Here is a 25,543-nt window from a genome sequence, read left to right on the forward strand (position 1 = left end):
CGGATAAATCCCTCCACTCAGCCTGCCGAAGGGGCCGGTACGTCAAGAGCGGTACTCGAGCTAACGCTCATCGTTTTGAGTGGTGGGAAGCGAGAGGCGGCTGCTTACTGCTTGATCGTTCCCACGCTCCGCGTGGGAATGCAGCCCGGGACGCTCCTCGTTCCATTTTCGGATGTTTGGAAATGTGTTGGGTGTACCGTTTGTTTCTGCAGTGTATTTGGGTTGATAGGGAGAAGTGATCCGTTAGTCGAGCAGTCCCAAAAAGGGACCGGTCGTACCCTTTTTGGGACTCTTTAAAGTCCGCGCACGCAGGTATACTGCGCGCCTTCGCGGCTCATCCACCGGGCCGGACTTTTTGCTTCCCGGAGCTTTCATGACTTCCCCAATCGACAACGCTGTAAGCGATGTCCCGGCAGAGCTGGCCGAGGCCGGCGAATCCAAGCCGACCATTCCTGCGTTCAAATTTCCGTTCAAGCCAGGTGAACTGGCAGCGGCCAAAGCCGCCAAGCAGCCGCAGTTCAAGGGCAAGGACGGTGACCGTCACGCCAGGACCCCGGGTGTGGCGCCGTCGGGCACTCGTCGTTCGATGGGCAAGCGCTGATTCACTTCCCTCCTGCAGCCATCGTCTGTGATTTTCGGTCACAGTGATGGCTAATTGCTCAGTTCCTGAGCCAGATCAACGTTTAACCGATGAGTGCGCTTAGAGTCAGCAGCCCTGCCGACTCTTTCCAATAAAACGAGCGCGCTTTCCATGAAGATCAATCTCCCGGTGACCGGGCGCAATGTCGATGTTGCGCCGGATGCGAACATTCTCTCGACCACCGATCTGACCAGCGCGATCACCTACGCCAACGACGACTTCATCAAGATCAGCGGTTACAGCCGTGACGAGCTGCTGGGCACACCGCATAACCTGTTGCGTCATCCGGACATGCCGGCGCAGGCGTTTGCCCATATGTGGCAGACGCTCAAGCGCGGGCGGTCGTGGATGGGGCTGGTGAAGAATCGTTGCAAGAACGGTGATCACTACTGGGTCAGTGCCTATGTCACGCCGGTCACGCAGAACGGTGCGGCGGTGGAGTTTCAGTCGGTACGCACGCGGCCGGATGTGCGGCAGATTGCTGCGGCGGAACGGGCCTACGCGCAGTTGCGTGGCGAGCGGGTGTCGCGTTGGCAGCGGCTGCCGGTGTTGGGTTTGCGGGCGCGGATTGTGGCGTTGACCAGTTCGGTGCTGGCAGCGGTGCTGGGGATAGAAGCCTGGTTGCGGCCGGAGTCCATGGGCATTGAGGCCGCTGCGCTGGTGGCCGGCAGTGGCGCCTGTGCTCTGGGCGTGAGCTGGTTGTTGCGACCGCTCGAGCGGCTGACCGAACGCGCGAAACAGATTGCCGACAACCCGTTGAGTCAGGGCATTTATACCGGGCGGCGGGATCAGTTCGGGCAGATCGAGTTCGCCTTGCAGATGCTTGAGGCTCAGGTCGGCGCGGTGGTCGGGCGGATCGGTGATGCCTCGCAGCGGCTGGCCGGGCATGCGGCGCAACTGGTGGATCATCTGCACAGCAGTCACACCAGCACGTTGGCGCAACAGGCGGAAACCGATCAGGTGGCGGCGGCGATTCATCAGATGGCGGCCAGTGTCGCCGAGGTGGCCAGCCATGCGCAGCAGGCGTCGGTGGCGGCCGATATGGCGGGGACGGAAACCCGTGAAGGTCATCTTTTGGTTGGCGAGAGTCGCAGTGCGGTGTTGCGGCTGGCTGAGGAGTTGGGCAGGGCCACCGAGGTGATTCATCAACTGGAAGGACACAGCAGCGAGATTTCCGGGGTGCTGGAGGTGATTCGCAGCATCGCCGAGCAGACCAATCTGCTGGCGCTCAACGCCGCGATCGAAGCGGCCCGAGCCGGGGATGCCGGACGCGGGTTTGCGGTGGTGGCGGATGAGGTGCGGGGGCTGGCCCAGCGCACTCAGCAGTCGACCAACGAGATTCAGCGGATGATCAGCACTCTGCAAAATGGTGCACGGGATGCGGTGCTGGTGATGCAGCAGAGCAGCGAACATGTGGATAACAGCGTCGAACAGGCGCAACGCGCGGCCCGGGCACTGGATGGCATCAGTGGGCGAGTCGAGCAGATCACCGAGATGAGCCTGCAGATTGCCGCAGCGGTCGAGGAGCAGAGCGCGGTGAGCGAGGACATCAACCGCAACATTGTCAGCATCCGCACGGCGTGTGAACTGACGGTGGATGAAGGGCGCCAGAGCCAGCTCAACTCACAGGATGTGGCGGGGCTGGCGGGGGATTTGCGTTCGCTGGCGCGGGAGTTCTGGGGGCGGCGGCAGGTTCGGGATTGAGGCTGCTTTCTCCGGCCCAATCGCTAGCAGGCTAGCTCCCACATTTGAAATGCGTTTCCCTGTGGGAGCTAGCCTGCTAGCGATTGGGCCATCAAATCAAGCCGCTCTTAATGAAATGAACGCGTAAGTCTGCGGCGGTTCGGTCACCACCTGTGCCCCGGCCGCCAGCACTTGTCCGGCGACATCATCACCGGAGAGATGAAACAGCCATTCACTGGAGACGTCGCTCAATGGTTGCGCCGTGACCTGATCGATCACCGAAGCAAATACGCCCATGTCCGGCAAATAAGCAGTAAACCCGTCGCCCTTGAGCGCGGTGGTGCGGATGCCGAGCAAGCCGCAAATCGCATCCTTGGTCCGGATCTCGTCGCGATCGGCCTGACGGGAGCGCTGGATCAATGTCACCAGTTCCTGATCCACCAGTTCGCCACCGACGATCAGCTCCGGCCCTTGTTCCCACGATTCCGGCGGGCAGTCCTTGGCGGCAGGGTTCAGCGCAATGTGCGGATTGATTTCGGCGGGATAGATACGACACACCAGTGGCCGCCGCTCGTAGATGCGGCACAGCTTGTCTTCGTCAAGATTCCGGCAGGGACCGACGTTGTAGGCGGCGAAGGTGATCGCCACATGGGCGTCGGACGTTCCGCTGCGCACCACCGCCGAACGCCGCTGTGCATGCTCACGCTGTTGCGCCGGTAAACCCAGGCCGTTGGCGAGAAACGCCTCCACCAGCACGATCACCTGACCGCCGTCGGCCGCCCACATCCGGGCTTCGGCCAGGGTCAGGGGGACATGGTGATCGGTGCAGCATTTGCCGCAACCTACGCAGGAAAAGGTCGTATTCATTGAGCGGGCAATCTTCAATCAGGGTGCGAATCGGCGACATAAAGCCGCCGTACAGGTCCGGAGTGAAGCAAGTTGTGCGCCATTCGCTCAGGGTTTGGCGGTCGGGCGGATCGAGTCCCATTCGGTGACGAACGCGGTTTTCGACTTCTTGTTGTACAGGCACAACTCGGTGCCTTGCTGGCCCTTCATGTGTTTTTGCGGGTACTGGCCCTGCAGCAACAGGGCGGTGTAGCCCACGCGGTCATCGAATTGCGCCGCAGTGCCGACCGGTTTGGCGTCTTTCAGGCCGCTGGCCTTGGTGCAACTGGCGAGTACGGTTTTGTCGTAGGCCGCCCAGGCGTCGGGGCTGGAGGCGTGGGCAAGCGGGGCGATGAGACACAGTATGGAGAGGGCGAGGCGTTTCATGGTTCGGGCATCCTTGGAGGTTGATCGCCAGGGTTTGAGTATGCCGCAGGATTTTAGTTTGTCAGTCCGGCACCAATTCCCGGCGGACCGCATACATTCCAGACTTTTCGTACAGCCGTCGCGCCCGCAAGTTGTCCTCCAGCACCTTCAGGTCGACAAAGCCCTCGCGCCGATCCTGAAAAGCCTTGAACGCATGCAGAAGTAACGCCCGACCGAGTCCGCGACCTTGCGCCCGGGGATGCACCACCAGATTCTTGATATAGGAACTGGTCCAGCATTGCGCCACACCGATGACGCCGTCGGCATCGCTGGCGATGAAACACAGCGCCGGATCGTATTCGGCGTCCGTTTCATATTGTTGCTGCCAGACGTCCAGTGCCGGCACCCGCCCGCCGCCTTCGCGGTAACCGATTTGCATCAGTTCATGCACGGCGGCCGCCCGTTCAACGCTGTAGGTGGTGAGTTCGATGCCGTTCGGCCACTCGATGGCCGGCACGTCCTGGCTCAGGTCGCGCCGCATCAGAAAGCAGAATGTCTCGCTCAAGGCTCAGTAACCCTGGGCGGCGACGTGTTTGGCCGCTTCGATCAGGCAGTGGGTCAGCTCCGGCGAGGAGAACTTGGTCAACACGCCGTTGGCGCCGGCGAGGCGGGCCTTCTCGCTGTTCATCGCGCTGTCCAGCGAGGTGTGCAGCAGCACGTAGAGGTGGGCGAAGTCCGGGGTCTCGCGCAGGGTCCGGGTGAAGGCGTAGCCGTCCATCTCGGACATTTCGATGTCGGAGACGATCAGGTTGATCTGCTGCGCGGTGCCTTGCAGGTCCAGCAGGCAGTCGATGGCTTCCTTGGCGCTGCGGGCGGTGTGGCATTGCAGGCCGAGGTTGCGCAGGGTGTGCACCGATTGCTGCAACGCCACCTGGCTGTCGTCGACCACCAGGATCCGCGCGTTGCCCAGCACTTCGGCGTCTTCCATGCTCAGCTCGGTCGGGGCCATGTCGATCTGCGCCGGGGCGATGCCGTGGATGACTTTTTCAATGTCCAGCACCTGCACCAGCGTGCCGTCCACCGAGGTCACGCCGGTGATGTAGGCGCGGGAACCGCCGGAGCCGAACGGCGGCGGTTTGATGTCGGTGGTCAGGCAATGCACGATTTTGCTCACCGCCTGCACATGCAGACCCTGTTTCGAACGGCTGACGTCGGTAACGATCAGGCAGCCGCCGTTCGGGTCTTCCAGCGGACGCTCGCCGATGGCGCGGCTCAGGTCGATCACCGACAGCGAAGCACCGCGCAGGGTGGCGATGCCTTTGACGTGCGGGTGCGACTCCGGCAGCTTGGTCAGCGGCGGGCAGGGGATGATTTCACTGACCTTCAGCAGGTTGATCGCCATCAGCTTGCCGCTGCGCAAGGTAAACAGCAGAAGCGAAAGTGAATCTGCGCGGGCTTTGTTGGAAGACATAAAAACCTTCTGTGGAAAAAGGTGGTGGGCGAGGGTGGAAATCGCCAGAAACTATTGATGCCGGGTTATCGGCGTCAAAAGGTTGGGCTTTAGGTTAGTTGTCGGGTGGTGTTCCGATGCCGGATCTTTCAGCCTTTCAGGCCAAGCCGCTTGGCCAGCCGCCCCAGATTCGCCCGATCCAGCCCCAACTCCCGCGCAGCACTCGCCCAGTTGTCCCGATTACGCTCAAGTGCAGCACTGATCAACTGCCGCTGATACTGCTCGGTAGCGGTGCGCAGATCCCCGGAAATCAAAGGCAGTGAAGCGACGGCACTGGCCGGTTCCGGCGAGTTATCCACAACCTCGCGCGGCAGGTCGAGATCCATCGCGCTCAGGCTGAGAATCTTAGGCCGCACCTTGCAGTTGCCCAGCGCCTTCAGCGCGCTGCGCCCGATCAGGTGCTCCAGTTCCCGCACGTTGCCGGGCCAGGTGTAGGCCAGCAGCGCTTCCTGGGCATCGCTGTTCAGGCGCAGGCTGTTGAGGCCCATGCGCGAGCGGTTCTGTTCCAGGAAAAAACCGCTGAGCAGCAACACATCGCGACCCCGCTCACGCAGCGCCGGCACCCGCAACGGGTAAACACTGAGGCGATGGTAGAAGTCGGCGCGGTAGCGGCCGCTGCGCACTTCTTCGGCCAGGTCGCGGTTGGTCGCGGCGATCAGGCGCACATCGACCTGATGCTCCTTGTCCGACCCCAGACGCTGCAACTGGCCGCTCTGCAACACGCGTAAAAGTTTGGCCTGAACCGTCAGCGACAACTCGCCGACTTCATCGAGAAACAGCGTGCCACCATTGGCCAGTTCGAACTTGCCGCGCCGGTCGCTGGTGGCGCCGGTGAAAGCGCCGCGTACGTGGCCGAACAGTTCGCTTTCCACCAGCGTATCCGGCAGGGCCGCGCAGTTGAGGCTGATGATCGGTTTGTCGGCACGCTGGGAGGCGGCGTGGATCGCCTGCGCCACCAGTTCCTTGCCGACCCCGGTTTCCCCGGTGATCAGCACGGTCAGGTCGCTGCCGCCCACCAGATTGATTTCTTCCACCAGCCGTTTGTGGGCCTTGCTCTGGCCGATCATTTCCCGGTTCTGTTGGCCGCTTGCCTGGCGATAGACCTCGGCGCGCTGGTGTTCGTCCTCGGCGCGAGTCGCCAGACGTTCGATGCGTTCGGCGGCGTTGACCGTGGCCGAGGCGAGGCTGGCGAAGGCCTGCAGGGCGTCGAGTTCGATGGGTTCGAAACGCTCGGGATCGAGGGCGTCGAGGGTAATCAGGCCCCAGAGTTTTTCATCGACGAACAGCGGGCAGCCGAGGCAGTCGTGGACTTCGAGGTGATCGTCGAGGCCGTCGACCAATCCGTCATAAGGATCGGGCAATTCGCTGTCGGCGGCGAAACGGGTTGGCCCCGCGCCTGCCAGCAGCACTTCGAAACGCGGGTGTTCGCTGACCTTGAAGCGCCGACCGAGGGTGTCGGTGCTCAAACCGTCCACGGCCAATGGCACCAGCCACTCGCCATCGAGGCGCAACAAAGCTGCGGCATCGCACGGCAGCAGGGCGCGCATGGCTTCGAGCAGGCGTCGGTAGCGTTCGCCTTCGGGCAATTCACGGGACAGGTCGGAGACCAGCGGGAGCAGGGCGGTGAGCAGTGATTTGGCGGACATGGGCTTGTAGTCAAAGAGACGCGTTGTAGTCGAAGCGACTATAGAGGGGCTTGTGTCGATCTGACTACATAAATTTCAACTAATTGATTTATATAGAAAAAATACTTGGCACGATTACTGGAATACATAAGGCACTTTTATAGAAAGCTCAGGAGTCACCCTTATGCTTAGCGTCCAGGATCGTGCCATCGTCAAATCCACTGTGCCTCTGCTGGAAAGCGGGGGTGAAGCGCTGATCACCCACTTTTACCGCATGATGCTCTCCGAGTACCCGGAAGTCCGCCCGCTGTTCAACCAGGCCCACCAGGCCAGCGGTGACCAGCCTCGCGCCTTGGCCAACGGCGTATTGATGTACGCCCGTCACATTGATCAACTCGACCAGTTGGGCGATCTGGTGGCGAAGATCATCAACAAGCACGTGGCGTTGCAGATTCTGCCGGAGCACTACCCGATCGTCGGCACCTGCCTGCTGCGCGCCATCTCCGAGGTGCTGGGCGATGAAATTGCCACGCCGGAAGTGATGAGTGCCTGGGGCGCGGCCTACGGTCAATTGGCCGAAATCCTGATCGGCGCCGAAACCGCCATCTATGACCAGAAAGAACAGGCCGTCGGCGGCTGGCGCGGGGCGCGGGAGTTCATCGTCGCGGCCAAGGTCGAGGAGAGCGCGGAAATCATTTCGTTCTACTTCGAGCCTGCAGACAAGGGCCCGATTCTCGCAGCCGAGCCAGGCCAGTACATCGGCATGAAGCTGATCCTCGACGGCGAAGAAATCCGCCGCAATTACTCGCTGTCAGCCTTGGCCAACAAAGGCCAGTACCGCATCAGCGTCAAGCGTGAACCGGGCGGCCGCGCGTCCAATCACCTGCACGATCAACTGCATGTCGGTGCGAGCATCCAGCTGTTCCCGCCATCGGGCGAGTTCACTCTGACTGCCAGCGACAAACCGCTGGTGCTGATCAGCGGCGGCGTTGGTATCACGCCAACCCTGGCGATGCTGGAAGCAGCGCTGGAAACCGAGCGTCCGGTGCATTTCATTCACTGCGCGCGCAATGGCAGCGTGCATGCGTTCCGTGACTGGATCGACGGTCTGGCCGAGCGCCATCCGCAGCTCAAGCGTTTCTATTGCTACGCCGAAGATGACGGCGTGAGCCCGGCGGCGGACAAGGTCGGGCTGTTGAGCCAGGAACAACTGGGCGAGTGGCTGCCGGTGCAGCGTGATGTGGACGCCTACTTCCTCGGGCCGAAAGGCTTCATGGGGGCGATCAAGCGTCATCTGAAGGCGCTGGGTGTGCCGGAGAAGCAGAGCCGGTATGAGTTCTTCGGGCCGGCGGCGGCTCTGGAATAATCCAGAACCGAGTCGACTTCATCGCTAGCAGGCTAGCTCCCACAATTGGAATGCAATCCGTTGTGGGAGCTAGCCTGCTAGCGATTAGCCGTTATACGGTCTTGATTCTTAAAAAGTGTTTAAAGGTTAATCGTTTCTTAACCGGTTTATCGTTTATTCCTCGATGCTGATGATAGGCGCTCGTTTGTTTACATGATCAGGATCGCTCCCATGTCGCACTTCGCCTCTTCCCGCCGTTTCAGCCTGGCCGCGTTGGGCCTGTCGGTTGCCTTGCTGTCCAGTCCGTTTGCCTTTGCCGAATCCGCGTTGATCCAGCCGCAGACCCTGATCGTCGATCAGAGCCTGCCCAAGGCCCAGCGTGACGCAATGGAGCTGGCGGCGCGGCGTTACGGCAGTTTCTGGAACACGGGTGAAGAGGCGTTGGCCACCGCCGCCCTGTCGCCGCAGTTCGTCGACAAGACCCCGCCGGAAGGCCGGGTGCAAGGGCCGACCGGGCCGCTGCTGGCGTCGAAGTTCTTTCGCACGGCGGTGCCGGACCTGAGCTGCGAGATCGAACAAATGATCGTCGCCGGTGATCGCGTGGTGGTGCATCTGCACTTTCGCGGGCATTTCACCGGTACGTTCAAGGCTCTCAAAGGGCAGGGTCAGCGTGTAGACTTCCGGGCAACCGATATCTATCAGATCGACAACGGTCGCATCGCGGCCAATTGGCATATCGAAGACAACATCAGCCTGATGGCGCAACTGCAAGCACAGCCGCCGGCCAGCTGAACCATGGACATGAAAGGGAAACGCGATGAGCGAGGAAACGATTCGATTGGGACGTGAACGGCGCTATCTGGTGTTGCTGGGCGTCATCTGCCTGGCGCTGATCGGTGGCGCGCTGTACATGCAGATCGTGCTGGGCGAGGCGCCATGCCCGCTGTGCATCCTGCAGCGTTATGCATTGCTGCTGATCGCGCTGTTCGCGTTCATCGGCGCGGCCATGCGCACCCGCCGCAGCATCACCGTGTTCGAGGTGCTGGTGGTGATTTGCGCGATTGCCGGAGCCGGCGTCGCCGGGCATCACGTGTACACCCAGTTCTACCCGGCGGTGAGTTGCGGCATCGATGTGCTGCAGCCGATCGTCGATGACCTGCCGCTGGCGAAGATCTTCCCGCTGGGCTTCCAGGTCGACGGTTTCTGCTCGACGCCGTACCCGCCGATCCTCGGTCTGTCGCTGGCGCAATGGGCTCTGGTGGCTTTCGTGCTGGTGGTGATCCTGGTGCCGCTGCTGACCTCGCGCAACCGAAAAGCATTGCGCTGAATCAACTTTTCGGCCCCTGCGCCGATAACACAAACGCCTCGATTTGCAGTGACGCAAATCGGGGCGTTTTGCATTTCAGGGTCTTTGTGAAAACGTCGTGACGAACGGCAAGGGACGGTGCGACAGGTGTGCGACATGTTGTCACACGCGCCGTGTCGCAGTGCCTTTCGCGGGCCCGGATTGGAGTGTTGTTACAAAAAAGGATTGGTCTGTTTCAGGGTTTTTCGGCTTTGGGACGGTGGTGCCGGAACAGGCAGTTTTAACAACCTGTGGCAATTGGCCAAAGCCCTTGGGTTATCGGGGTTTAAGCGCTTCACGGTGTCGGAAAAAGTCTTCGGAACTGTCTGATCCGAGCCAGGTACACCTACATTTTTTGGTGTTTTTGTTGAGAATCGATTTCGATAACATGCGGAACTTTTGCAAAAACGGTGATGGATTGTTGCTCTGAGCGATAAAAATTATTTCGGGATAAGACATGGTGTATAGGGCGCTACCTATCTACAATCGCCCGCACTGAATTCCCGGCACTGTTCAACCTTTATAAGGAACTGAGCAGGAAGTCGGGTGTCGAGGGGCCGAAAGGCTTGCGAGACACCCAGGTGTCGGTGCCTTCCAACTTTCCGCACCAAATGGAATTGGTCTGTAACAAGGCCTTTGACCACGAATTCGAATAAGAACTGACCGCTGTCCCAGGATTTGTCGAGCGTCTGACGCGCGACGGGCGGCCCTTATTCAATCCAAAGAAAATGCCAACCCTTGGCAGGGTGAAGTGTTGGCGATCAAAACCCAACTGCATTGCGCAAGCTGCTTTAGAGGTCGTGAGATGAGTAAAAACAGGTACCCCAGATTACTAGGCCTAGTGCCGCTGCTCGGCACGTTGTTGCTGGGAGGCTGCAACATGACCTTGCTCAATCCAACGGGCCAGGTCGGCCTGGAACAGCGCAACCTGATCATCACCGCTACGCTGCTGATGCTGTTGGTTGTTGTCCCGGTCATCGTCATGACCTTCCTGTTCGCCTGGAAGTACCGCGCCTCCAACAAGAACGCCGTCTACACCCCGAAATGGTCGCACTCGACCAAGATCGAAGTGGCAGTCTGGACCATTCCGGTCCTGATCATCATTGCCCTGGGTTACATCACCTACAAGTCGACCCACTCGCTGGATCCGTATCGTCCGATCGAGTCCGACGTCAAGCCAGTGACCATCGAAGTGGTCGCGCTTGACTGGAAGTGGCTGTTCATCTACCCGGAACAAGGCATCGCCACGGTCAACAAGATCGTGTTCCCGGCGCACACGCCAGTCAACTTCCGGATCACTTCGGACGCGGTGATGAACTCGTTCTTCATCCCGGGCCTGGGCGGCCAGATCTACGCGATGGCGGGCATGACCACCAAGCTGCACCTGATCGCTGACCGCAACGCTGAAATGGACGGTATCTCCGCCAACTACAGCGGCGCTGGTTTCACCGGTATGAAATTCAAAGCGATCGCAACTTCTCAGGAAGATTTCGACGCCTGGGTAAGTGAAGTCAAAAAGGCACCTAAACAGCTTGAACAAGCTGAATACGCAGCCCTTGCCAAGCCAAGCCAGAACAATCCAGTCGAGCTCTACTCCTCGGTCACGCCGAACCTGTTCCAGACCATCGTCGACAAGTACGAAGGCATGAAACCGGGCAAGCCGCTGAAGCACGAGAAGAAAGAGAAAGAAGTGGCGGCAACGGATATGGACTCGAATTCGCATTCAGCTGCCGGGGCAGAGGAGTAAACGATGTTTGGTAAATTAAGTTGGGAAGCGATCCCTTTCCACGAGCCGATCGTGATGGTCACCATCTCGATGATCGCGCTCGGTGGTCTGGCGTTGTTCGCTGCAATCACCTACTTCAAGAAGTGGACTTACTTGTGGACCGAGTGGCTGACGTCGGTCGACCACAAGAAAATCGGCGTGATGTACATCATCGTTGCCATGGTCATGCTGCTGCGTGGCTTTGCCGACGCCATCATGATGCGTACCCAGCTGGCCATGGCCACCGAGGGTTCGCCTGGCTACCTGCCACCTGAACACTATGACCAGATCTTCACCGCTCACGGTGTGATCATGATCATCTTCATGGCGATGCCATTCTTCACCGGCCTGATGAACCTTGCAGTGCCGCTGCAGATCGGCGCCCGTGACGTTGCGTTCCCGTTCCTGAACTCCCTGAGCTTCTGGCTGCTGGTGTCCGGCGTCGTGCTGATCAACCTGTCCCTGGGCGTCGGCGAATTCGCCAAGACCGGCTGGGTAGCGTATCCACCGTTGTCGGGTCTGCAATACAGCCCTGGCGTGGGGATGGACTACTACATCTGGGCGCTACAGCTATCGGGTCTGGGTACAACGCTAACGGGGGTCAACTTCCTCGCGACCGTGCTGAAAATGCGTACCCCAGGCATGAAACTGATGGACATGCCGATCTTCACCTGGACCTGCACCTGGGCAAACGTTCTGATCGTGGCTTCGTTCCCGATCCTGACCGCTACCCTGGCACTGCTGACCCTTGACCGTTACATGGATTTCCACATTTTCACCAATGAACTTGGTGGCAATCCAATGATGTACGTCAACCTGTTCTGGGCATGGGGCCACCCTGAGGTTTACATCCTGATCCTGCCGGCCTTCGGCATCTTCTCGGAAGTGATCTCGGCCTTCACCGGCAAGAAACTGTTCGGCCACCACTCGATGATCTACGCTTCGGGCGCGATCTCGGTACTGGGCTTCATGGTTTGGCTGCACCACTTCTTCACCATGGGTTCGGGTGCCAGCGTCAACGCCTTCTTCGGTCTGGCGACGATGCTGATTTCCATCCCGACGGGTGTGAAACTGTTCAACTGGCTGTTCACCATCTACCAGGGCCGTCTGCGCTTCACCAGCCAGGTTCTGTGGACCCTGGGCTTCATGGTGACCTTTGCCATCGGCGGCATGACCGGCGTACTGCTGGCCATCCCGGGTGCTGACTTCGTTCTGCACAACAGCCTGTTCGTGATCGCGCACTTCCACAACGTGATCATCGGCGGCGCAGTATTCGGCTACATCGCAGGCTTCGGCTTCTACTTCCCGAAAGCGTTCGGCTTCAAGCTGCACGAAGGCTGGGGTAAAGCAGCGTTCTGGTTCTGGATCTCGGGCTTCTTCGTCGCGTTCATGCCGCTCTATGCACTGGGCTTCATGGGCATGACCCGTCGTCTGAACGCCACTACCAACCCTGAGTGGGTACCGTACCTGTACGTTGCCATGTTCGGTGCGATCCTGATCGCTGTGGGTATCGCTTGCCAGCTGATCCAGCTGTACGTTTCGGTACGTGACCGCAACAAGCCGGAAAACATGTGCGAACACGGTGACCCGTGGAATGCCCATACCCTGGAATGGTCGACCTCGTCGCCACCTCCGTTCTACAACTTCGCTGTGCTGCCTAAGGCTGACTGCATCGACCCGTTCACCGAAGCCAAGGAAAACGGTACTGCGTACCAGACTCCGGCCAAGTACGAGCCGATCCACATGCCGAACAACACCGCCACTGGCGTGGTGATGGGCGCACTGCTGACCGTATTCGGTTTCGCGATGATCTGGCACATCTGGTGGTTGGCGATCGCCAGCCTGGCCGGCACTGTCATCTACTTCGTGATCCACGCTGCACGTGACGACCAGGGCTACATGGTTCCGGTTGAAACGATCGAGCGCATCGAAGCCGAGCAGCACAAGCGTCTGGTAGCGGCCGGGAAGATCCCTGCTTCCGCGACCCGTGTTGAAACCAAGTTGGAACAGGCTTAAACAATGTCGAACTTAGTGACCAATGCTGGACACGCCCATGGCCACGACCATGGGCACGATGACCATCACCACGACTCGGGCGAGATGACCGTATACGGTTTCTGGCTCTACCTGATGACCGACTGCATTCTGTTTGCGTCGATCTTCGCGGTGTACGCGGTACTGGTAAACAACGTCGCCGGTGGCCCGTCGGGCCACGACATCTTCGAACTGCCATACGTGCTGGGCGAAACCGCTCTGCTGTTGTTCAGTTCGATCACCTACGGCTTCGCCATGCTGGCGTTGTACAAAGGTAAAAAGCAGCAGGTTCTGGGCTGGTTGTTCATGACCTTCCTGCTCGGCGCAGGCTTTATCGCCATGGAGATCAACGAGTTCCACCTGCTGATCTCCGAGGGCTTCGGTCCTAGCCGTTCGGGCTTCCTGTCGGCGTTCTTCACCCTGGTCGGTACCCACGGTCTGCACGTATCCGCGGGTCTGATCTGGATGGGCATCATGATGTACCAGGTCAACAAGCACGGCCTGACGGCGACCAACAAGACCCGTCTGAGCTGCCTGAGCCTGTTCTGGCACTTCCTGGACGTGGTGTGGATCTGCGTATTCACCGTTGTTTACCTGATGGGGACCCTGTAATGGCTAATGCACACTCCCATGACAGCCATGATGCTGGCCACGGCAGCGTAAAGTCGTACGCCATCGGCTTCATCCTGTCGGTGATCCTGACCGTGATCCCGTTCGGCCTGGTGATGTTCCCGACCCTGCCGAAGTCCACCACGCTGGCAATCGTCCTGCTGTTCGCGGTAATCCAGGTGATCGTTCACCTGTATTACTTCCTGCACCTGGACCGCTCCGTGGCCCAGCGTAACAACGTGATCGCGTTCGTCTTTACGGCCATCGTGATCCTGCTGCTGGTCGGCCTGTCGCTGTGGATCATGTTCAGCATCCACACGTTCATGATGGCGAAGTGAGGTAGACCCGATGTCGCTCAAGCACTTTATCCAAATCACCAAACCGGGGATCATTTTCGGTAACGTGCTTTCTGTGGCAGGCGGGTTCTTCCTGGCCTCGAAAGGGCATGTAGATCTGGCGGTGTTCCTGGCCGCCATGATCGGCACTTCCCTGGTCGTGGCCTCCGGTTGCGTGTTCAACAACTGCATCGACCGCGACATCGACCTGAAGATGGAACGCACCAAGAACCGGGTGCTGGTCCAGGGCCTTATCTCCCTGAAACTGGCCCTGGTCTATGCGACCGTCCTGGGTGTCGCCGGCGTTGCGTTGCTGTACAAGGTGGCCAACCCGTTGGCTGCCCTGTTCGCCGTGATCGGCTTCATCATCTACGTCGGCTTCTACAGCCTGTACCTCAAGCGCAAGTCGGTTCACGGCACGCTGGTGGGCAGTCTGTCGGGCGCCATGCCGCCGGTGATCGGTTACGTGGCCGTGACCAACAGCTTCGACATGGCCGCGCTGACCCTGCTGGTGATGTTCAGCCTGTGGCAGATGCCGCATTCCTACGCCATCGCGATCTTCCGCTTCAACGATTACCTGGCCGCATCGATTCCGGTGTTGCCAGTGAAGCGCGGAATCCAGGTGGCCAAGAAGCACATCCTGTTCTACATCCTGGCGTTCCTCGTGGCGACCCTGATGCTGACCTTCAGCGGCTACGCCGGCATGAGCTACCTCGCCGTCGCCGCGGCCATGGGCATGTACTGGCTGTACATGGCCTGGACCGGCTACAAGGCGGTGGATGACACGGTCTGGGCACGCAAGCTGTTCGTGTTCTCGATCTTCACCATCACCGCGTTGAGCGTCATGATGTCCCTGGACTTCAAGGTGCCGACCGAGCTTTTGCTGACGTACGCGCCGTAAGGTTCGAACGCTGTACGAGAAACCCCGTTCATCGAGAGATGAGCGGGGTTTTTTGTTGTCTGCGGCAGGTGAATCCCTCACAGCGGTTTTGGTTCAGGCGTAAATGATTAACCAGAAATCGACAGGTTGCGATCCCCAGGCAAAAGCCCTAGATTCGGATCCAACTTCATGCATCGATCAAGAGGCTGGGCGAAATGACTGAGAGGATGACCTGCGACGAACGCTTCATTGCCCTGGCAAAAGAGCTGAATTACGACATCAATGGCGAAAACACGGTGGGCGGCAATTACGCGCCGCTGGTGCGTCATCACGATGAGCTGTACATCAGTGGCATGGTGCCGCGTACCGAAGGCAAGATTCAGTATCCCGGCCGGGTCGGGCTGGAGCTGACGCTCAAGGATGCGCAAGCCGCCGCGAGCATCAGCGCCATGCGTTGCCTGGCGTTCATCGTCGATGCGGTCGGTTCGCTGGACAAGGTCAGGGCGCTGTTGCGGGTCACGGTCTATGTGAAGTCGACCCCGGACTTCGTAGACCTGAGCGAAGTGGCCAACGGCGCATCCGACGTTTTCAGTTATGTGCTGGGGGATGCCGGTCGCCATACCCGCACCACCGTCGGCGTCTATCAGTTGCCGAAAAACGCGGCCATCGAAGTCGACATGATCGCAGCGGTACATCCGTCGGCGTAATCGCTGAAAGCCGCGCAACAAAAAGCCCCGCCTGAGATTCAGAGCGGGGCTTTTTCGTCAGCGCTACGCTTACTGGGCAGCGATGCTGTAACCATCGAACGCGGTCTGCTGTTGCAGCGCGGTGATGATGTTCTTGCGGTTGATCGCGTGTTCGGTGCCGGCGTTGTCGACGAAGGTCTCGCCTTCGATTTCTGCTTCTTCGCCTTCACCGACGAAGGTGAAACCGAGGAATTCCAGCGCCTCACGATCCACGCTCAGGCGCGAACGCGGCGTGCGCATTGGCAGGGTCACGCTGATGCCGTCCTTGCTGATGCTGAACACCTCGACGTCTTTCTTGGCGCGGGTAGCCTTGCTCTTGCCGCCGCTCGGGTTGCTGATCGCCTGATGGGTCTGGTTCAGCACCTTGAGGGCCAGGCCGTAGACGATTTCCTGGAATGCCGGATCGTCCTTGAAGCTGGACAGGATGCGGCTGATCGGGAACTTGCTGCTCAGGTCTTCGAGGGCTGCGATGTCGGCTGCCTCGGCATCCTTCAGGCGCTTGAGCTGGCCCATCAGCTCGTAGGCCTGATCGTCATCGAAGCGATCGTGAGCCTGGCGGATCGCGGCGCGCAGTTCGCGGATCTGCTCGCTCTCGCGGGTCGACTGGAACGCGTCGAGTACCATCTCGCTGATGATCTTCGCTTGTGGAATGTGTTGTGAAAGATTGATGGAGTTTTCGTATTCCGCTTTGGACGACAGGGTGACTACGGATTCAGCGGTGTTGAAATCGGACATTGAAATTTCACTACTTTTTTAACTTGGGATAAGACGAGAAAGCATGGGGGGCTTTTTCAGGCCGACTAATTTAGGGGAGCGGGGCGGCATTGTCACGGAGCAACGGCCCGATGGAGATTATTTGCCAGGTGTATTCAGGTTCATCGAACGCACGATCCATTGTTCGGCGTTCTGTTGATCCACCGGCAGCGAGAAGCGAAAGGTCGCGCCCCGTCCCGCGACATCGAGCAACTGGATCTCGCGCCCGTGCAGTTGCAGGATCCGGTGCACGATTCGCAGGCCCAGTCCGCCGTCGCGTCGCGCGCCGCCGATATTGAACGGACGCAGGAACAAACCTTCACGCAAATCGGCGGCGATGCCGGGGCCGGTGTCACTGACGGTGATTTCAACCAGTGCGCCCTGGGGTTTCAGGCCGAGTTCGATTTCGCCCCCCGGCAGCGTATGGCGCAAGGCGTTATCGAACAGGTTGGTCAGCACCCGTTCGATCAGCCCGAGGTCGGCGCAGACCGTCGGCAGGTTGGCGCTGAAACTGGCCTTGAGCTCGACGTTCCGGGCTTCGGCGCCGAGTTCGAATTTCTGGAAGATGTCCTGGACCAGATCGGTCAGGGAGAACTGCTCCAGTACCGGCTGCACAAAACCATGTTCAAGGCGTACCAGCTCCAGCAGCGATTGCGCGAGTCCGCCGACCTTGCGGCTCTGATCCAGGGCGATCCCCAGATAGCGGCGGCGTTCTTCCGGAGACAGGGTGGCGTCCTTGAGTGACAGCGTTTCCAGATAACCATGCAGCGAAGCCAGCGGTGTGCGCAGGTCATGGGAAATGTTCGCCACCAGTTCCCGACGCTCCTGATCCTGACGGGTCAATGAGCGCCACTGTTCACCGAGGCGGTTTTGCATTTGCCGGAACGCTGCGTCGAGCACGGCGATTTCGTCCGGGTCGGCAGACTTGTCCACAGGCGTCGGCGCGATTGGCAGCGATTGCGGTGCGCCGTCGATATCGAATTGGCTCACGGTTTCGGTCAGCCGACGCAATGGCCGGGTGATCAGATTGAATGCCGTCAGACCGGCAATCAGGCACAGGAACGCCACCAGACCGATGGACAGCAACGCCGTATTCAACGCTGCACTGGTGGCGCCGCGTTCGGCGAAACGGTCGTGCGCTTCGCTGAGCAGGACCACGTAAAGGTAACCGGCTGGCTTGCCGTTGACCTGCAACGGCGCGGCACTGAAGACCTTGCGGCCGTCGACGCTGCGCGGGTCATCACCGAGGATCGGCAGCGGTTGATCATTGAGCAGGCGCCGGATCGGTTGCAGATCGACGGACTGCCGACGCAGGCGTCCTTCAGGAGCGGCGTTGCCGACGATCCGGCCTTCGGTGTCGAGCAGATACACCTCGACACTCGGGTTGACCAGCATCAACTGGCTGAACAGTTCGCGCACCGCGCCGGGCATCAGGCCGTTGCTGTCCATCAGTACCGTGTCGTGGGCGATGTGCTGCGCCAGATCCCGGGACAGACCCTGCACCACCTCCAGCTCATGCATCTGGCTGGAGCGCACCTGCAACCATGCCGACGTGCCGCAGCACGCCAGCAGCAACACGGCGAATACCAGGGACAGGCGCTGCGTCAGGGTCAGCTTCATGGTTGTTCTGTACCCGTGCCGAATTTGTAGCCACGGCCCCACACCGTGAGGATGCGCGCCGGTTGTGCCGGATCCGCCTCGATCTTCGCCCGCAAGCGATTGATGTGGGTGTTGACCGTGTGTTCGTAGCCTTCGTGGCTGTAGCCCCAGACCGCGTTGAGCAGATCCATGCGCGAGAACACCTTGCCCGGCTGGCGGGCGAAGAAGTACAGCAAGTCGAATTCCCGCGGGGTGAGGTCCAGGCGCTGGCCGTTCAGGGCGACGTCACGGGTGATCGGGTCGATGGTCAGGCCGTCGAGGCTCAGGCTGCCGGCGTCCATCTTCAGGTTGCGGGCCATGGCGTCTACCCGGCGCAGAAGGGCTTTGACCCGCGCCACCAGCTCCAGCATCGAGAATGGTTTGGCGAGATAGTCGTCGGCGCCCAGTTCCAGGCCAAGGATGCGGTGCAGTTCGCTGGAACGGGCGCTGGTGATGATGATCGGTGTATAGCGGGCCATGGCCCGGGCGCGGCGGCAGATTTCCAGGCCGTCGACGCCCGGCAACATGAGGTCGAGGATCAGTGCATCCCAGTGACCTTGCTGCAGCAGGCGCATGCCTTCGTCGCCGTCGGCGCTGTGGACCACCTCGAATTGTTCATCCCGCAGATGCAGGCAAATGAGGTCGGCAATGTGCAGGTCGTCCTCGACCACCAGGACGCGTTTGGTCTGTTCCATGAAGCTCAATCCTTCGGCGCAATGTGCGCATTGTGCGGGTTTTCCTCGGGGCGAGTTATCACGAATTGTTTAACTTCCCGTGAGGATTTGGCGATCAACCCAAGCCTAGGCTGTGTTCCACGACAGGCATCTGGAATTTTGGGAGACGGCCATGTTTTCACGGCGACAGATTCTGGCAACGGGCGGCGGGCTGGGGCTTGCAGCGTTACTGGCGGGTGTATTGCCAAAGTTATCCGGGGGTTCGGCGCTGGTCGGTGAGGCACTCGCCGATGAAGCGTTTGAAGTGACCCACAGCGACAGTGAATGGCATGCGCTGCTCACCGACGAGCAATTCGACGTGCTGCGCAAGGAAGGCACGGAGCGGGCCTACAGCAGTCCCCTGAACAACGAGCATCGGGCCGGCACGTTCGCCTGTGCCGGCTGCGATCTGGCGCTGTTTTCGTCGGACACCAAGTTTGACAGCCGCACTGGCTGGCCGAGTTTCTGGGCGCCGCTGGAACACGCCGTGGCCACCCGCCAGGACCGGTCCTTCGGCATGACCCGGGAGGAAGTTCACTGCCGACGTTGTGGCGGGCACCTCGGCCATGTGTTCGACGACGGGCCCAAACCCACCGGTCTGCGCTACTGCATGAACGGCCTGGCCATGACCTTCAAACCCGTGGCGGCCTGAGTCATGGCCCGCCTGCAATCTTCACTCACTTCAGGACGACACCATGTGGCTCTTGGTTCTCGCTTATCTCGGCGGTGTGCTGACGATCGTCAGCCCGTGCATCCTGCCGGTTCTGCCTTTTGTCTTCGCTCGCACCGGGCAGCCGTTTATCAAGAGTGGCTTGCCGCTGTTGGCCGGGATGGCACTGACCTTCGCCCTCGTCGCGACACTGGCGGCGGTGGGCGGCGGTTGGGTGGTGCAAGTCAATCAGTACGGTCGCTGGCTCGCGTTGCTGTTCGTTGCACTGTTCGGGCTGACGCTGCTGCTGCCGCGTCTGGCCGAGCGCCTGACCCGGCCGCTGGTGTCCGCCGGCAGTCGCCTGTCGGAGGCCGCCGGCCAGGACAATCGTCCGCGTCCCGGCGCGTCGTTTCTGATCGGTGTCGCCACCGGGCTGCTCTGGGCACCGTGCGCCGGGCCAATCCTCGGCTTGATTCTGACCGGTGCCGCGCTGCAAGGGGCAAGCATCGCCACCACGCTGTTGTTGCTCGCTTACGCGGCGGGCGCGGCGACGTCGCTGGCTGCGGCGCTGCTGCTGGGCGGTAAGGTTTTCGCGCTGATGAAGCGCTCGATCGGCACCGGCGAGTGGATCCGCCGCGGGCTCGGCGCTGCGATGCTGGCCGGTGTGGCCGCCATTGCGCTGGGGCTCGATACCGGGATTCTGGCGCGGGTGTCGACGGCTTCCACCGGTGGGCTGGAGCAGGCACTGGTCGGCAAACTGTCGGGGAAATCTCCTCAGGGCAACGGCACGATGATGGCGCAGATTCCCGCAGCGGATGACGCGGCGAACGGCAGCATGATGGCTGCTGGCGGTGCGATGAAAATGGCCGCCAAGGCACCGGGCTCGCTGCCGGTCGAAGGTCAGTTGCCGCCGCTCGATGGCGCGGTGCAATGGCTCAACTCCGCGCCCCAGGATGCACAGGCATTGAAGGGCAAAGTGGTGCTGGTGGATTTCTGGACCTACTCCTGCATCAACTGCCTGCGCACTCTTCCATACGTCAAAGCCTGGGCCGAGAAGTACAAGGATCAGGGCCTGGTGGTGATAGGCGTGCATGCCCCGGAATTCGCTTTCGAGCGTGACGTAGGCAACGTCACCAAAGCCATGAAGGAACTGGGCATCAACTACCCGGTGGCCATCGATAACGACTACAGGATCTGGCGTGCTTTCAGCAATGAATACTGGCCGGCGCATTACTTTGCCGACGCCCAGGGGCGCATTCGTTACCACCACTTTGGCGAAGGGGGCTACGCCGAATCGGAACGGGTCATCCAGCAACTGCTGCGTGAGGCCGGTGCGAAAACCGTCGCCGACGGTCTGATCAATGCCGATGCCCAAGGCGTGCAGCTGGCGCCGGACATGAATCAGGTGCTGTCGCCGGAAACTTACGTCGGCTACCAGCGTGCGGAACATTTCGTACCGGAAACCAGCCTCGTGCCTGACAAGGTGGCGGCTTACACGACGCCGACCAACCTGGCACTGAATGACTGGAGTCTCGGTGGCCAATGGGCAGTCGGTGCCGAGCGCGCCACCGCCAGCGCGCCGGCCAGCCGCATCGTCTATCGCTTCCACGCCCGTGACCTGCATCTTGTGCTGGGTCCGGGAACGGACGGCAAACCGGTGCGCTTCAAAGTGACCATCGACGGTCAGGCGCCGGGCGATGCCCACGGTGTCGATGTGGCGCCTGACGGCAGTGGTCAGGTGACCGAACAACGGCTGTACCAATTGGTGCGGCAGACCGATGAGGTGAAGGACCGAACCTTCAACATCGAGTTTCTCGATCCGGGCGTGTCGGCCTACGCCTTTACCTTCGGCTGATCAGGAGTGCGTGACATGAAAACTCGAATTATCTGGCGTCGTTTGTTGCTGGGCGTCGCAGTGGCCGGGGTGATCGGACAGTGCTCGGCGTTTTCCTTCGGCGCCGAGGAAGGCGTGGCGATTCCTCCGCCAGCGCTTGATGAGAGCACCCAGGCGCACAGTGAGACGGCAGTGTTCGCTGGCGGCTGTTTCTGGGGCGTGCAGGGTGTCTTTCAGCACGTCAAAGGTGTGCAGAAAGCCGTCTCCGGATACTCCGGCGGCGCGGCGAATACAGCGGAATATGAGCGGGTCAGCGAGGGCGATACCGGGCATGCCGAGTCGGTACAAGTCACCTTCGACCCAACTCAGGTCAGTTACGGCAGCCTGTTGCAGATCTACTTCTCGGTGGCCCACAACCCGACAGAACTCAACCGTCAGGGGCCGGACAGCGGTACGCAATATCGCTCGGCGCTGTTCCCGGTCAATGCCGATCAGCAACGCGTTGCGCAGGCCTATATCGCCCAGCTTGATGCGGCGCATGCCTACAGCAAACCCATCGTGACCAAACTGGAAACCTACAACGGCTTCTACCCGGCAGAGGACTATCACCAGGACTTCCTCACCGAACACCCAAGCTATCCGTACATCGTGATCAACGACCTGCCGAAAGTGGCGCAGTTGAAGCAGTTGTTTGCCCAGCGTTATCAGGAGAAACCGGTGCTGGTGAAAAGCGGATCGTGATCACCGGTTATCCAATGGTTAATGTGCGGTCACGGGCGACTGTCGGGCAACAAGGGCTCGCAGTGCCCAGTAGAGCTTCAGCGAGCGGGTACTGATCAGGCCGCACATGAACCCCGATACCGTGGACTTGAGCAGCAGCATGTCGGGGGAAGCGGCCAGCTCCGGATTTACCGCATCCTGATAGCCGAAGTAATAGTTCGCGAAAAAGAACATCAGGAACATGATCAGGATTTTCACGGTGCCCGGCATGATCAGCCCCGTCGCGGTATCGTCGAGTGCCACGCCCTTGCGGGAAAAAACCAGCCAGGCCGAGAGGCTGCCCAGCAACAGCGCGCCAAACCAACTGCCAAGGAACAGGACCGGGTCGATCGTCAAGTTCACGGAGTACAACGACCACGCCAGAAACGCCGGCGGTGTGATGAGCATCGAGAGACGGCTTTCGCGGCGGGGAGAAAACGCCTTGATGCCGAAATAAACCACAAGCAGAAAAAACACGTAGGCCCGAATCGGGGTGTTTTGCAGAATCGTGAGCATCGCGCAGCATCCATGCTGGAAAAGGGGAAGTTGGATAATAGTCGGCGTCGTTGTAACCGTCGGTTTTTTGTTGACCCCAGGATGATCAGCTCTTCCCCCATGTCCGCATCACAAACTCGACGAAGCGGCGAAGCTTCGGCAGCCGATAACGATCCTGTGCATAAAGCAGATGCAAAGGACGGCTCGGTGGCTGGTAGTCGGGCATTACTGTGACAAGTTTGCCGTCGCGCAGATCCTGCTCCACCAGTGCATCGGGCAGCATCACGATGCCCATGCCGGTACGCGCCGCCTGATGCAAACCGGCCGAGGTGTTCATCAGCATCGGCCCGCTGACGTCGACCATTATTTCGCCGTCCGGGCCGCTCAGTCGCCAGCGCTTTTCCACCGATTGCCAGTCATCACCGGCGGGGTAGGCGAACGACAGGCAATCGTGTTGTTGCAAGTCTTCAGGCGTGAGCGGCATGCCGCGCCGGGCCACGTAATCCGGAGACGCGCACACGGTCAGGGTGTAGTCGATCAGGGGGCGGGCGATCAGGTTCGATTGCTCGAAATGGCCGAGTCGGAACGCAACGTCGAGTCCACTCTCCAGCAGATCCGGCCGGCTATTGGTCAGCACGACATCCATCCTGACCTGCGGGTATTGCAGGGAAAATTCGCTGAGCGCCGGAGCCAGGCGTTCGACACCGAAGGTCAGTGGCGCGGTGATGCGCAACAGTCCGCGAGGCTCATCCAGGGTTTGCTCGGCAAGTCGTTCGGAGTCTTGCACCAGGCCCAGTACTTCCAGGCAACGCTGGTAGTAAACCGCACCGAATTCGGTCAGCCGCTGACGGCGAGTGGTGCGTTGCAGCAGTTGCACACCGAGGCGCTGCTCCAGTGCCCGCAGGTGATTGCCGACCATGGTCGTGGACATTTCGCACTGCAGGGCGGCCGCGGTCATGCTGCCGGTTTCCACGACCTTGACGTAGACGCTCATCGACTGGAACAGATCCATTATCAATCCCTGCTTATAAATGATTGAAGATTTGCCGAGTTTATCCAGCTCTGGTGGCTAACCATACTGCAAACACACCGACCTTCACTGGAGTTTGAAGTCATGACCGCCGCCCTGATGAACACGTACCAACCGCTGGCCCTGAGTTTCACCAAAGGTCTGGGCACCCGTTTGTGGGATCAGGCCGGTCGCGAGTACTTCGATGCGGTCGCGGGTGTGGCGGTGACCAATGTCGGCCACTCGCATCCGCGGATTGTTTCGGCGATCAGCGAGCAGGCGGGGTTGCTGCTGCACACCTCCAACCTCTACAGCATCGACTGGCAGCAACAACTGGCGCTGAAATTGACTCAGTTGTCGGGGATGGAGCGGGCGTTCTTCAACAACTCCGGCGCCGAGGCCAACGAAACCGCGCTGAAACTGGCGCGCCTGCACGGGTGGCGCAAGGGGATCGAGCAGCCGCTGGTGGTGGTCATGGCCAATGCTTTTCACGGCCGGACTCTCGGCACTTTGTCAGCTAGTGATGGCCCGGCGGTGCGCCTGGGATTCAACGAGTTGCCGGGGGATTTCGTCAAAGTGCCATTTGGCGATCCCGAAGCTCTGGAGCAGGTGCAGCAGCAACATGGCGAGCGGATCGTGGCAATTCTGGTCGAGCCGATCCAGGGCGAAAGCGGCGTGCAAATGGCGCCGCCGGGTTACCTGAAAGCCCTGCGCGAACAGTGCAATCGCCACGGGTGGCTACTGATGCTTGACGAGATCCAGACTGGTATCGGCCGTACCGGGCAGTGGTTTGCGTTTCAGCACGAAGGCATCGTCCCCGACGTCATGACCCTCGCCAAGGGCCTGGGTAACGGTGTACCGATTGGTGCCTGCCTGGCTCGCGGCCGGGCGGCGGAACTGTTTACGCCGGGCAGCCATGGCAGCACCTTCGGCGGCAATCCGCTGGCCTGCCGGGTGGGTTGCACCGTGCTGGACATCATCGAAGAACAGGGCTTGCTGGAAAACGCCCGGGTACAAGGCGAGCGTTTGCTCAGCCGCCTGCGGGCGGAACTGGCGGACAACCCGAATGTGCTGGCGGTTCGTGGGCTGGGGTTGATGATCGGCATCGAACTGAAACAGCCGATCCGCGACCTGACCCTGATTGCCGCGCGGGATCACGGCTTGCTGATCAACGTCACTCGTGGCAAGACGATCCGGCTGCTGCCGCCGCTGACGATTGATGAGCGGGAGGTGGGGATGATTGTCAGAGGGGTGAGCCGTTCCCTGAGCCATGTCTCATCCCTCGGTCAGTAGTGAAGTCTGCATGTAATGACGCAGATTTCGCCGTCTACGATTGCATAGACCAAGCGATGCTCCGCAGTAATGCGCCGGGACCAGAAACCGCTCATGATGTGCTTGAGCGGCTCCGGTTTACCCAAGCCTTCAAAAGGTTGGCGCTGGATCGCTTTGATCAAAAGATTGATTCGTTTGAGACGTGCCTTATCGTTTTGCTGAAACCATAAGTAGTCTTCCCAGCCCGTTGGCGTGAACTGGATTTTCATTCTTCGATCAGTTGCCTGACTTGTGCTTTTCCAGCGCGCATTTCGCCAATCGATTTGATCAAGCGCTCGGCATTGGCCGGAGAACGCAGCAGATAAGCCGTTTCTTCCAACGCGTTGTATTCGGCCAGAGACATCATCACTACAGGCTCGCCTTTTTGGCGGGTTACCAGCAATGGGGCGCAGTCTTCATTCACGCGATCCATGGTTTCAGCCAAGTGCGCATGGGCTGTGGTGTAGTTGATGGTGTCCATGTTGTAGTCCTCGCTTGATGCAAAGAACGTACAGAAATCAGTACAGAGTGACAAGGCGATACCTACCAGTGGTTGTGTCACAGACGGGCTGTCTGCGGCGTACTGAGTATCACCGAACTCTCATCGAGACGTT

General features: G+C 60.2%; 27 protein-coding genes and 1 pseudogene. 16 read left to right on the forward strand and 12 right to left on the reverse strand.

Features of this window, described 5'->3' with window-relative positions; translation table 11 throughout:
• Positions 1 to 373: 373 nt before the first annotated feature.
• From DXT77_RS11495 to DXT77_RS11500, 3 genes and pseudogenes are all read left to right on the forward strand, one after another.
• Positions 374 to 601: a hypothetical protein gene (locus DXT77_RS11495; RefSeq protein WP_114885412.1), complete on the forward strand. Its 228-nt coding sequence runs from the start codon at positions 374 to 376 to the stop codon at positions 599 to 601.
• Positions 602 to 751: 150 nt separating this feature from the next.
• A pseudogene (locus DXT77_RS30360) lies at positions 752 to 1,033 on the forward strand (PAS domain-containing protein); the annotation flags it as partial.
• Between the two features lie 243 nt (positions 1,034 to 1,276).
• A complete protein-coding gene (locus tag DXT77_RS11500) occupies positions 1,277 to 2,344 on the forward strand; it encodes a methyl-accepting chemotaxis protein (RefSeq protein WP_372238674.1) in 1,068 nt (355 codons plus the stop codon).
• Between the two features lie 96 nt (positions 2,345 to 2,440).
• Here the strand turns inward: DXT77_RS11500 and DXT77_RS11505 are convergent, their stop codons facing one another.
• From DXT77_RS11505 to norR, 5 genes are all read right to left on the reverse strand, one after another.
• The gene (locus DXT77_RS11505; RefSeq protein ID WP_119427688.1) at positions 2,441 to 3,190 is read right to left on the reverse strand and encodes a YkgJ family cysteine cluster protein; all 750 of its coding nucleotides are present in this window, start codon (positions 3,188 to 3,190) and stop codon (positions 2,441 to 2,443) included.
• An 87-nt stretch (positions 3,191 to 3,277) separates the two neighbouring features.
• A complete protein-coding gene (locus DXT77_RS11510) occupies positions 3,278 to 3,595 on the reverse strand; it encodes a hypothetical protein (RefSeq protein WP_119427689.1) in 318 nt (105 codons plus the stop codon).
• A gap of 61 nt (positions 3,596 to 3,656) precedes the next feature.
• Positions 3,657 to 4,115, reverse strand: a complete 459-nt coding sequence (locus DXT77_RS11515; protein WP_119427690.1) for a GNAT family N-acetyltransferase — start codon at positions 4,113 to 4,115, stop codon at positions 3,657 to 3,659.
• Between the two features lie 27 nt (positions 4,116 to 4,142).
• A complete protein-coding gene (locus DXT77_RS11520) occupies positions 4,143 to 5,045 on the reverse strand; it encodes a chemotaxis protein CheV (protein ID WP_085709366.1) in 903 nt (300 codons plus the stop codon).
• A gap of 128 nt (positions 5,046 to 5,173) precedes the next feature.
• Positions 5,174 to 6,730 (reverse strand): nitric oxide reductase transcriptional regulator NorR, encoded by a 1,557-nt coding sequence (norR, locus tag DXT77_RS11525; protein ID WP_119427691.1) that lies wholly within the window; start codon positions 6,728 to 6,730, stop codon positions 5,174 to 5,176.
• A 163-nt stretch (positions 6,731 to 6,893) separates the two neighbouring features.
• On the opposite strand from norR, the gene hmpA reads away from it, so the two are divergent.
• The 9 genes from hmpA to DXT77_RS11575 all read left to right on the forward strand — a co-directional run bounded on the left by hmpA (position 6,894) and on the right by DXT77_RS11575 (position 15,729).
• Positions 6,894 to 8,075: an NO-inducible flavohemoprotein gene (hmpA, locus tag DXT77_RS11530; protein ID WP_119427692.1), complete on the forward strand. Its 1,182-nt coding sequence runs from the start codon at positions 6,894 to 6,896 to the stop codon at positions 8,073 to 8,075.
• Positions 8,076 to 8,285: 210 nt separating this feature from the next.
• Positions 8,286 to 8,846, forward strand: coding sequence for an ester cyclase (locus DXT77_RS11535; protein WP_119427693.1), 561 nt, complete (start codon positions 8,286 to 8,288; stop codon positions 8,844 to 8,846).
• Between the two features lie 25 nt (positions 8,847 to 8,871).
• Complete coding sequence (locus tag DXT77_RS11540; protein ID WP_085709370.1) at positions 8,872 to 9,381, forward strand: disulfide bond formation protein B; 510 nt, start codon at positions 8,872 to 8,874, stop codon at positions 9,379 to 9,381.
• Positions 9,382 to 10,204: 823 nt separating this feature from the next.
• Positions 10,205 to 11,146: a ubiquinol oxidase subunit II gene (gene cyoA / locus DXT77_RS11550; RefSeq protein ID WP_065261342.1), complete on the forward strand. Its 942-nt coding sequence runs from the start codon at positions 10,205 to 10,207 to the stop codon at positions 11,144 to 11,146.
• A 3-nt stretch (positions 11,147 to 11,149) separates the two neighbouring features.
• On the forward strand, positions 11,150 to 13,180 hold the full coding sequence (gene cyoB, locus DXT77_RS11555) for a cytochrome o ubiquinol oxidase subunit I (protein ID WP_085701769.1): 2,031 nt from the start codon (positions 11,150 to 11,152) through the stop codon (positions 13,178 to 13,180).
• Between the two features lie 3 nt (positions 13,181 to 13,183).
• On the forward strand, positions 13,184 to 13,810 hold the full coding sequence (locus tag DXT77_RS11560; protein WP_007956720.1) for a cytochrome o ubiquinol oxidase subunit III: 627 nt from the start codon (positions 13,184 to 13,186) through the stop codon (positions 13,808 to 13,810).
• Complete coding sequence (cyoD, locus tag DXT77_RS11565) at positions 13,810 to 14,145, forward strand: cytochrome o ubiquinol oxidase subunit IV (protein WP_065261339.1); 336 nt, start codon at positions 13,810 to 13,812, stop codon at positions 14,143 to 14,145. The genes DXT77_RS11560 and cyoD overlap by 1 nt, the downstream gene beginning before the upstream one ends.
• Before the next feature lie 10 nt (positions 14,146 to 14,155).
• Positions 14,156 to 15,043 carry a heme o synthase gene (gene cyoE, locus DXT77_RS11570; RefSeq protein ID WP_039765651.1) on the forward strand — a complete coding sequence of 296 codons (888 nt, stop codon included), beginning with the start codon at positions 14,156 to 14,158 and terminating at the stop codon, positions 15,041 to 15,043.
• A 194-nt stretch (positions 15,044 to 15,237) separates the two neighbouring features.
• Positions 15,238 to 15,729: a RidA family protein gene (locus DXT77_RS11575; RefSeq protein ID WP_085709372.1), complete on the forward strand. Its 492-nt coding sequence runs from the start codon at positions 15,238 to 15,240 to the stop codon at positions 15,727 to 15,729.
• Positions 15,730 to 15,798: 69 nt separating this feature from the next.
• On the opposite strand, the gene DXT77_RS11580 is transcribed toward DXT77_RS11575, so the two are convergent.
• The 3 genes from DXT77_RS11580 to DXT77_RS11590 form a co-directional block, all read right to left on the reverse strand.
• Positions 15,799 to 16,503: a hypothetical protein gene (locus DXT77_RS11580; RefSeq protein ID WP_119427694.1), complete on the reverse strand. Its 705-nt coding sequence runs from the start codon at positions 16,501 to 16,503 to the stop codon at positions 15,799 to 15,801.
• A gap of 117 nt (positions 16,504 to 16,620) precedes the next feature.
• Entirely contained in the window at positions 16,621 to 18,141 is a 1,521-nt protein-coding gene (locus DXT77_RS11585; protein WP_119427695.1) for a HAMP domain-containing sensor histidine kinase, read from the reverse strand.
• Positions 18,138 to 18,854, reverse strand: a complete 717-nt coding sequence (locus DXT77_RS11590) for a response regulator transcription factor (RefSeq protein ID WP_119427696.1) — start codon at positions 18,852 to 18,854, stop codon at positions 18,138 to 18,140. The genes DXT77_RS11585 and DXT77_RS11590 overlap by 4 nt, the downstream gene beginning before the upstream one ends.
• A 151-nt stretch (positions 18,855 to 19,005) precedes the next feature.
• Here DXT77_RS11590 and msrB point away from each other — a divergent pair, with 151 nt between their 5' ends.
• The 3 genes from msrB to msrA are packed head-to-tail and all read left to right on the forward strand — an operon-like array spanning position 19,006 to position 22,096.
• Entirely contained in the window at positions 19,006 to 19,524 is a 519-nt protein-coding gene (gene msrB, locus DXT77_RS11595) for a peptide-methionine (R)-S-oxide reductase MsrB (protein WP_119427697.1), read from the forward strand.
• Positions 19,525 to 19,567: 43 nt separating this feature from the next.
• Positions 19,568 to 21,376, forward strand: coding sequence for a cytochrome c biogenesis protein DipZ (locus DXT77_RS11600; protein WP_119427698.1), 1,809 nt, complete (start codon positions 19,568 to 19,570; stop codon positions 21,374 to 21,376).
• Positions 21,377 to 21,391: 15 nt separating this feature from the next.
• Positions 21,392 to 22,096, forward strand: a complete 705-nt coding sequence (gene msrA, locus DXT77_RS11605; protein ID WP_119427699.1) for a peptide-methionine (S)-S-oxide reductase MsrA — start codon at positions 21,392 to 21,394, stop codon at positions 22,094 to 22,096.
• Positions 22,097 to 22,114: 18 nt separating this feature from the next.
• Here msrA and DXT77_RS11610 read toward each other — a convergent pair whose 3' ends face one another.
• Positions 22,115 to 22,630 carry a DUF6622 family protein gene (locus DXT77_RS11610; protein WP_119427700.1) on the reverse strand — a complete coding sequence of 172 codons (516 nt, stop codon included), beginning with the start codon at positions 22,628 to 22,630 and terminating at the stop codon, positions 22,115 to 22,117.
• A gap of 85 nt (positions 22,631 to 22,715) precedes the next feature.
• Positions 22,716 to 23,621, reverse strand: a complete 906-nt coding sequence (locus tag DXT77_RS11615; protein WP_119427701.1) for a LysR family transcriptional regulator — start codon at positions 23,619 to 23,621, stop codon at positions 22,716 to 22,718.
• 102 nt (positions 23,622 to 23,723) lie between these two features.
• Here DXT77_RS11615 and DXT77_RS11620 point away from each other — a divergent pair, with 102 nt between their 5' ends.
• Complete coding sequence (locus DXT77_RS11620) at positions 23,724 to 24,911, forward strand: aspartate aminotransferase family protein (RefSeq protein WP_119427702.1); 1,188 nt, start codon at positions 23,724 to 23,726, stop codon at positions 24,909 to 24,911.
• On the opposite strand, the gene DXT77_RS11625 is transcribed toward DXT77_RS11620, so the two are convergent.
• Both DXT77_RS11625 and DXT77_RS11630 read right to left on the reverse strand, forming a co-directional pair.
• Positions 24,905 to 25,159: a Txe/YoeB family addiction module toxin gene (locus DXT77_RS11625; protein ID WP_119427703.1), complete on the reverse strand. Its 255-nt coding sequence runs from the start codon at positions 25,157 to 25,159 to the stop codon at positions 24,905 to 24,907. The two genes, DXT77_RS11620 and DXT77_RS11625, sit on opposite strands and share 7 nt — an antisense overlap.
• Positions 25,156 to 25,410, reverse strand: coding sequence for a type II toxin-antitoxin system Phd/YefM family antitoxin (locus DXT77_RS11630; RefSeq protein WP_119427704.1), 255 nt, complete (start codon positions 25,408 to 25,410; stop codon positions 25,156 to 25,158). Before DXT77_RS11630 ends, DXT77_RS11625 begins: the two co-directional genes overlap by 4 nt.
• Positions 25,411 to 25,543 lie beyond the last annotated feature (133 nt).

Source organism: Pseudomonas sp. 91RF (assembly GCF_003576265.1).
GTDB lineage: Bacteria > Pseudomonadota > Gammaproteobacteria > Pseudomonadales > Pseudomonadaceae > Aquipseudomonas > Aquipseudomonas kribbensis.